This is a genomic window from Psychrobacter sp. AOP31-B2-9, assembly GCF_052378005.1.
Lineage (GTDB): Bacteria > Pseudomonadota > Gammaproteobacteria > Pseudomonadales > Moraxellaceae > Psychrobacter.
Map to the genome: position 1 here is coordinate 1 of NZ_JBQSXG010000138.1, position 7717 is coordinate 7717.

Below are 7717 nucleotides of genomic sequence, written 5' to 3' on the forward strand. Positions count from 1 at the left end.
GTAGCAAGACCGTCTGTTGCAAACTCAATGTGGGCGCGGTTTTGCTCGTTGACTGACTCATTGTATTCTCCAATAACTGTGCGTATACCTCTACGCTCATGATTGTTAGCATTTTTTCCTAGGTGTTTGGTGGGTTTGAATTTTAACCCTATTTCTCTATAGCTCTTGTGAGTGACTGGCTGAACGCCTTTTTGTACAAGCCGTTCATTGAGAATATCCGCCCATTGTTTGCGGGTGTTTTTGAGCCATTCGCTGTTTGAGCATAATCCGCGTCCCTGCTGTATTTTTTCGCCTGTCTCAGGGTCAATGGTGCCAACGAGTTTTTTTGGTACAACTGGCCGTGTCCGTTCATCGTTAGACAGCTCGCTGTCTGATTTTTCGCCAAGCGATAGCTTGTTATCGCTTGATACGTCTAACTTTCGGGTTAATAATAGTATGTGAGCGTGGATATTGCGTGGGTCAGGGCTGCCCATCTTTTTGCCCTCTGCTACCGCCTTGGTGGTGGCCATATCGTCACCTGCGGTGGGATCATGAACAAAAACCATGCTGAGAACGCCTTGCTCTTCGCTCTGCTGTTGAGCAAATTGCTCAAACAGTTCGATATTCTCGGCGCGTGTTAGTTCAGGCACTCCGCACAATACCCATTCACGAGCAAGGCGTGCGCTATGTTTCATTTTCCCGCGCTTGGTGGTTTCTCCAATCTCGACTAAATCAGCGATGCTCTGAAAATCCAACTCAATCTCAGACTCGTCCAGTTGCGCCTGCAAATTTTTAGGGAGCAATATTTCGCTATGAACCACATCTGTTTTTTTGGTGTAATCGTACGACCTAGCCTTGGGATTTATTTTATTGTTGTCGGTCAATTTTATACCGGCACGATATGAGATCGCCGCCGCTAAATTGTGACCTTTTCCACGACTGAGCGATTTGGTTTCGGCTCTGAAGATCGCCATTTTTGCACCTCGGTTTTTGGGGTTTGGGGTTTCCCCAACGCTGTTTGAGACAATGACATATTAGCACGAAGTAGGCTAATATGTCATTTCTCGAAACTGCGCTCTTAGTCAGAGGGACAAAAAGCCAAAAAAAATAGGAAATATGAAAAACTGCGCTGTATTTCTGGCTTCAAAATAAACAAAGAAACGTCATTTTGAACACACAAACGCTATTTTAATCAAACAAAGACGATTTTAAACACACAAACGTCAAAATAACCAAGTTGTTTATCGCTAAAAGTCTGAATACGCGAAATGAAGCCCTGAACATCGTCATTTTGAACAAACAAAAGCGATTTTAAACAAACAAACGTCAAAATAAGCAGGTGGGTGGGTTATTCACTACATTTATAAAATTTAGTAATCTAAATATTCTCTGATCGGACGCTTTGTAAACTGTGATGCGTCTTTTTTAAGCCGATTAACCATCTCAAACTCCCACGCTTGTTGTGACTGTCCAGCTGGGCTAGTCGGGGTTACTAAATGATTGTATTCCGCAATAAAAGTAGGATTTCGAACAATACGCCCTAATTGCTTGTCGCTTAACCCTTCAGTAGTGAACATATCTGCTGTGTTTTCATCTCTTTTTGAATCTAACGCCTTCTTAGATCTAGGTTTGCTTTTCACTATGAATTTAAAACCAACTACTTCTTTACCTCTTTTTACATTCTCATAAGCTATTTTAATATCCGTCTTGTCGTTGATTTCCTGAATTGGTGCATAAACAGCATTATCTTTTAAATTATTGATTCGTGAATATGATTTAGGCGTTCCAAGCTCTTTCCTATAATCATCTAATGAAATAATAAAACCACCCATTCCCTGATGCTTTTTTGCTAGGTGGTAGAGGTCAATTGAGTATGTCAATTTTAGGCTCAGAATATCCTCTTTTAAATATTTCGTGTAAGGATTCAAACTATCAAAAACCTTGAGTAATTGGATAACTTCTTCTGTAAAGTTCATCATTACATAACCGCTTCCATATTTTGATCTAATAACCCATTGAACCTCTGTATCGACACCGTCCTTATCTTTATATATGAATGTTCGCTTCATCAGTTTTTTACTGGCTGTCTTCATCTGCTTATAAGCTGAGTGGCTATCAATTTCACTTAATTGAGCAAATTCTGAGGAAGAAACCTCTATAGGTGTCTTTTCAGTCGCCTTACTTAGCCTTACTACAGGGCTTGCCAAGATGATAAGACGCTTTTCATCAATAGACATCTCTCTAAACGCCTGAGTAATTCTATTTTGCATAACAATCCATGCCTCAGGATATTTCGCCTCAAAAATCATCACATCGTTACTCATAAAAACCTCATAATGCTAAAAGAAAATCAATACTAGCATTATTATAATGCTAGATACACCTAAGAACTAGCATTAAGTGGGACAAAACTAGCATCCAAGTGGGACAAAACTAGCATCCAAGTGGGACAAAACTAGCATTAAGTGGGACAAAACTAGCATTATCAAGTATGAAACCTATGAATACCAATGCTTTGCGAGAGTCTAAAAGTCTTTAAAAGTCTTTAAAAGTAAAAAATATATTTTTGTTTGAATAATTAAAGAATAAAGAGAAAAAATTGATAACTTTTACGTTCAAAATCTAATAATTTTCTAACCTATCGTATGACGCACTGGAAACAAGAAAAATAATTGCTACGGTCGTCTATATCGTCTATGCGCTATAGAAACGCTCTCACCTGCTTTATCTGACGTTTTAGGACTATCGCCTACAGAATCCCTAGTAAATTCGTTTAAACCGCTCTCAGCCTCAAATTTGAGCGTTTTAGAGTAATTCTGTTCCTCTGTCTGAGGGTCATTTATAAGTTTGACGATATATTTATGGGTTTGAGCATTACCTGCATCGCTGAAAAACGCTCTAGCAACTCTAATTTCCTCCATGAAATCCCCTGTCACTAGGCTGTTTTCATTAGCAAATTCTTCTAAAATCTCTTTTTGTCTATCTGTATAAATTGGCTCGTTTCTACGATTGGAAAACAGTAGGGCTGTTTTCATGGTTAGTCTGTCAACCTCGCCAATAATCCCGTTAATTCTTGGTTTTCTGTATCGAGCATTTCTATTCGCTCGTTCTGACACTCTATCAAAAGTGATTGTTTGTTCATCAAGATCTGTAATTCTTTGTTTTCGGTTATCAGCGCTTGTTCTGAGCTGCTGCTCATAGGGGTTTGGGCGTTCTGATCTTCTGCTAATGAGGCTATTAATCGATCTTTCCTGTTGATTTGTTTGCTCAATTTGTCGTTGAATGTATTCATCGCCATTACTGATTGCATCAATCCATCGTTGGCTGCGCTCAATTCGTTGTTGGCTGCCAGTAATTCCGCTATTTGCTGCAAGCTCAATTTGGTTGTGGTTGTATCTGTTGACTGACTCATTATGTATTCCTATTTCTGTTTGTATGCCCATACGCTCTAAGATACTCGCGTCTTTTCCTAGGTGTTTGGTTGGTTTAAATTTTAACCCTATTTCTCTGTAGCTTTTATGAGTCACGGGCTGAATGCTTTTCTGTGCCAGTCGTTCATTGAGAATATCCGCCCATTGTTTACGGGTGTTTTTGAGCCATTCACTGTTTGAACATAATCCGCGCCCCTGCTGGATTTTTTCACCTGTCTCAGGATCGATTTCACCAATGAGTTCTTTTGGTACGACTGGGCGCGTACGCTCATCATTAGAGACTTCACTATCCGATTTTTTGCCTAGCGATAGCTTGTTATCCCTTGATATATCTAGCTCTCGGGTTAATAGCAGTATGTGGGCGTGAATGTTTCGCGGATCAGGCGCAGCCATACTTTTGCCCTCTGCTGCTGCTTTGGTGGTGGCCATGTCATCACCTGCGGTGGGATCATGAACAAAAACCATGCTGAGCACGCCCTGTTCTTCACTCTGCTGCTGAGCAAATTGCTCGAACAGTTCAATATTCTCAGCGCGTGACAGTTCAGGCACACCGCATAACACCCATTCACGAGCAAGTCGTGCGCTATTTTTCATTTTGCCGCGCTTGGTGGTTTCTCCCCTTTCAACCAAATCAGCGATACTCTGAAAATCCAACTCAATATCGGACGCTTCTAATTGCTCACTCAAATTTTTAGGGAGTAATATTTGACTGTGAACCACATCGGTTTTTTTGGTGTAATCGTACGACCTGGCTTTCGGATTTAGTTTGTTGTTGTCGGTCAGTTTTATACCGGCACGATATGAGATCGCAGCCGCTAAATTATGCGCTTTTCCACGACTGAGAGATTTGGTTTCGGCTCTGAATATTGCCATTTTTGCACCTCGGGTTTTTGGGGTTTGGGGTTTCCCCAACGCTGTTTGAGACAATCACATATTAGCACGAAGTAGGCTAATATGTGATTTCTCGAAACTGCGCTCTTCGAGGACTCTTGCAGAGGGCTAAAAGCAAAAACGATATGCAAGGCGTAATGTTGGGGTGCGTCCTTTTATATATCAGGGTGGGTCTTTTCATATATCAGGGTGCGTCCTTTTATATACGCAGGGGTGGGGAAAAGCAAACGTTTACACCAAACATTGACCCCTGAAAGAGGTCATCACAATCTATTGAAGCTGTCAGATAATTAGTGAAATTACAGTATGAAGCATCTAAGATGCCTAATAATTTTTTACTTTTTCAGGTGGTTTACTAGTGAGTTATAGCGATTATATTGTATATGTGGATGAAAGTGGTGATCCGAATCTATCAGGTTACAATGAGAAATACCCCGTATTTGTACTTTCTTTTTGTATTTTTCATAAAAAATATTATCAGAATACAGTAATCCAAAACGTGATGAAGCTGAAGTTTAAACACTTTGGTCATGACATGATTGTACTGCACGAACGAGATATTGTGAAGAATACTGGGCAGTTTAAAGATATGACAAAGTCTGAACAGGGGTTATTTATTAATGACTTATCCACGATGATGACTGACACGAATTTTGTCTTAGTTTCATGCGTTATACGTAAGGATGAGCTGATTAGACAATATGCGAATCCAATAGACCCTTACCATTTAGGTATCAAGTATGGATTAGAGCGTATATATCGTTTTCTGAAGGAAAAGAATCAGCTAAATAAGAAAACCCATATCGTTTTTGAACAGCGTGGGAAAAATGAAGATAATGATGTTCGAAAAGAGTTTAATCTCTGTTGCCAAGGACATAACTTTCATAAAGAGATATACCCTTTTGAATTAATTATGGCCTCAAAACAAGTCAACTCAACAGGATTGCAATTTGCAGACTTAGTGTCACGCCCAATTGGCAACCATGTATTAAGACCAGCTCAGAGCAACAGATCTTTTGACATTATTGAGCATAAATTTTACTGTCAGTACGGAAGGGGCATGACTGGGATGTGTTATAAGGGTTACGGTTTGAAGGTTTTCCCATAAAATAAAAGGCCCCAGCATTACGCTGGAACCTTTTACCGACTGGGAACCCCCGGTCCATGTAATAATTATAGTCTATATAGCACTCAACAGCAAACCATATTAGATACGTTCAATCTCATGTATATTGCCAAGTGCGCTACGACTACAAAAAATCGCATCTAAAGCTTTAATTTCTAAATGTGGAGCAATGTCTATTTAAAACGCTTATAAACCCTAGTATTCAAGATAGTCTCTAATTGGACGCTTATTAAACTGTGAAGCGTCTTTTCTAAGGCGGTTAATCATCTCAAACTCCCACCCTTGCATAGACTGTCCAGCTGGGCTAGTGGGGCTTACTAAATGATTATACTCCGCCATAAAAGCAGGGTTGCGAACGATACGCCCTAGCTGCTTATCGTTTAGATCTCCAATCGTGAACATATCTGCTGTATTTACATCTCTGCTATTATCTAGTTGTGATTTCTTCGGCTTATCTTTCGTCAATACTTTAAATTTAAAGCCTGCTATAGCCACGCCCTTTTTAACCTGTTCGTAGCTGATTTTTAGGTCTGATTTTTCATTAATTTCATTAACCGCATTATCAAGAACACGAGCTTTAAAGTTGCCCATAGTTTTATAATCGTTGACACCTAAACCTAGCTGTTCTCTGAATGTTTTAAGTTCAAATAATGAAGTTTTTTTAGCGGTTTTCCATTGCACTAACAACTCGTAGAGTCGTACTGAATAAATGCTTTTTAATTGTGATGTTTGCCGCAATAGATATTGTGTAAAGTACTTCTCAAGACCATGAATTCTAGATATTTCGGTTACAACGTCGTAAGTAAAACAAACCTCTATAGCCGCCTCATTATCTAAGTATTTAACACGCTGTAGCCACCGAGACTTTACAGGTTTGCCGTCTATATCATCTATAAAAGTAAAACGACGTTCGAAAAGCGTTTTCTCTGCGTCTAATATGGCTTGCCGCGCCGTCTGCCGTGATACACCAAACACGTCCGCATAGCGTGATGCTGCTATGATTAAGGGCTTGTCTGTACTTAGTCCTTCGCCTGTTTCTCGTGCATCAATAATTGCTAGCTGAATAATCCGAATTTCAATCAGTGATAGATTTTGTATAGCCATATTCAAACGATTTGACTTAACTACTGTGTCAGTTGCCATATATTCCACCTTAAACCGTATTTATATACATATATTACACTATGTATATAAATATACAATAATTTATTATGTATATAATTGACAGGTAAATGTATATGAACTGACAGGTAAATGTATATGAACTGACAGGTAAATGTATATGAACTGACAGGTAAATGTATATGAATGGGCTCGGAAAGCTTTATGATACGTGGCTTACAGCAAGCTTAAAAGCTTTTAAAAACATTAAAAACATTAAAAACCTTTTTGGTTGTTGATAACTAAGAAAGACAAAAAATAAAAAAACCTAGAAAATAATTCATTTTTACGTTCAAGATCATCTAATCTACTAACCTATCGTATGACGCACTGGAAACAAGGAAAAAACTGATTATGGTCGTCTATATCGTTTAGATGACACTAAAACGCTTTCATTTGCTCTATTTAACGATTTAGGCTCATTATCTACATAACCCCTAGTAAATTCGTTTAAGTCGCTCTGAGGGGCAGATACGGGCTTTCTAGGAAGGGATTTATTGTGTTCCTCGCGCTCTTTTGCTGGATTACGCAATAATTTAAAAATTTCTATGTTTCGCTCGATCAAATCAGCAGTAAAAATTTCAGCTACTCGTCTGCTATCGTTAATGAAATCAGTTATTTTGCTATCTGCACCAATTTTCTGAGCAAAGTTATCAATTAGATTAAGTTGCCTAGTATCAAATTTATCAGGGGAATCCTCTGTTGTCTCCCAATGCTGTAGAGTACTATTTTCATGGTGTCGATTCAGTAAAACCATGGCCATATTTAGTTTTAAACGTCCAGCAGCCTCAGCTGTTCTCGCATCTGCTGAACGGTTTCGTGCAATGTCTCTATCGAACTGCTCTGTTCGTCTATCAAAGCGTCCTTCCTGTTCAGTAATTCGATCAATTCTTGCTCGTCGTGCTGCGTCATCGAAGGGGTTGGGGCGTGTTGAGCTTCTTTTTCCAGTGCGTTCTGCAATGAGGCTATTAACTGATCTTTCTTGTTCAACAGTCCTTGCTGTCTGTTGTTCTGTTGAGTTGATAAGTTCACGGAATCGTTCATTTGTTCTAACTGCCCATTTAATGTTTGCTGAGTTAAAGCTATGGACTTTGTTGAGCTCTTCATTTGCTCTAATTGCCCATGTAGA

The 7717-nt window shown here is 39.2% G+C and carries 6 protein-coding genes; 1 reads left to right on the forward strand and 5 read right to left on the reverse strand.

Annotation, left to right across the window (positions count from 1 at the left end):
• From ACT3SX_RS12505 to ACT3SX_RS12515, 3 genes are all read right to left on the reverse strand, one after another.
• A partial coding sequence (locus tag ACT3SX_RS12505) for a MobA/MobL family protein (RefSeq protein ID WP_444761764.1) occupies nucleotides 1-953 on the reverse strand: 953 nt, incomplete at its 3' end.
• A 396-nt stretch (nucleotides 954-1349) separates the two neighbouring features.
• Complete coding sequence (locus tag ACT3SX_RS12510; RefSeq protein WP_444761765.1) at nucleotides 1350-2303, reverse strand: replication initiation protein; 954 nt, start codon at nucleotides 2301-2303, stop codon at nucleotides 1350-1352.
• Nucleotides 2304-2654: 351 nt separating this feature from the next.
• Entirely contained in the window at nucleotides 2655-4283 is a 1629-nt protein-coding gene (locus ACT3SX_RS12515) for a MobA/MobL family protein (RefSeq protein ID WP_444761766.1), read from the reverse strand.
• A 376-nt stretch (nucleotides 4284-4659) separates the two neighbouring features.
• Here ACT3SX_RS12515 and ACT3SX_RS12520 point away from each other — a divergent pair, with 376 nt between their 5' ends.
• Complete coding sequence (locus ACT3SX_RS12520) at nucleotides 4660-5409, forward strand: DUF3800 domain-containing protein (protein WP_192520867.1); 750 nt, start codon at nucleotides 4660-4662, stop codon at nucleotides 5407-5409.
• Nucleotides 5410-5622: 213 nt separating this feature from the next.
• Here ACT3SX_RS12520 and repM read toward each other — a convergent pair whose 3' ends face one another.
• Both repM and ACT3SX_RS12530 read right to left on the reverse strand, forming a co-directional pair.
• Nucleotides 5623-6570 (reverse strand): replication initiation protein RepM, encoded by a 948-nt coding sequence (gene repM / locus ACT3SX_RS12525; RefSeq protein WP_444761767.1) that lies wholly within the window; start codon nucleotides 6568-6570, stop codon nucleotides 5623-5625.
• 370 nt (nucleotides 6571-6940) lie between these two features.
• The coding region (locus ACT3SX_RS12530; protein WP_444761768.1) for a hypothetical protein at nucleotides 6941-7717 on the reverse strand (777 nt) is incomplete at its 5' end.

What these genes read in the sequence shown, in the direction of transcription:
- ACT3SX_RS12510 (WP_444761765.1), bottom strand. Translation starts at nt 2,303, where the DNA reads ATGAGTAACGATGTGATGATTTTTGAGGCGAAATATCCTGAGGCATGG.
- repM (WP_444761767.1), bottom strand. Translation starts at nt 6,570, where the DNA reads ATGGCAACTGACACAGTAGTTAAGTCAAATCGTTTGAATATGGCTATA.
- ACT3SX_RS12515 (WP_444761766.1), bottom strand. Translation starts at nt 4,283, where the DNA reads ATGGCAATATTCAGAGCCGAAACCAAATCTCTCAGTCGTGGAAAAGCG.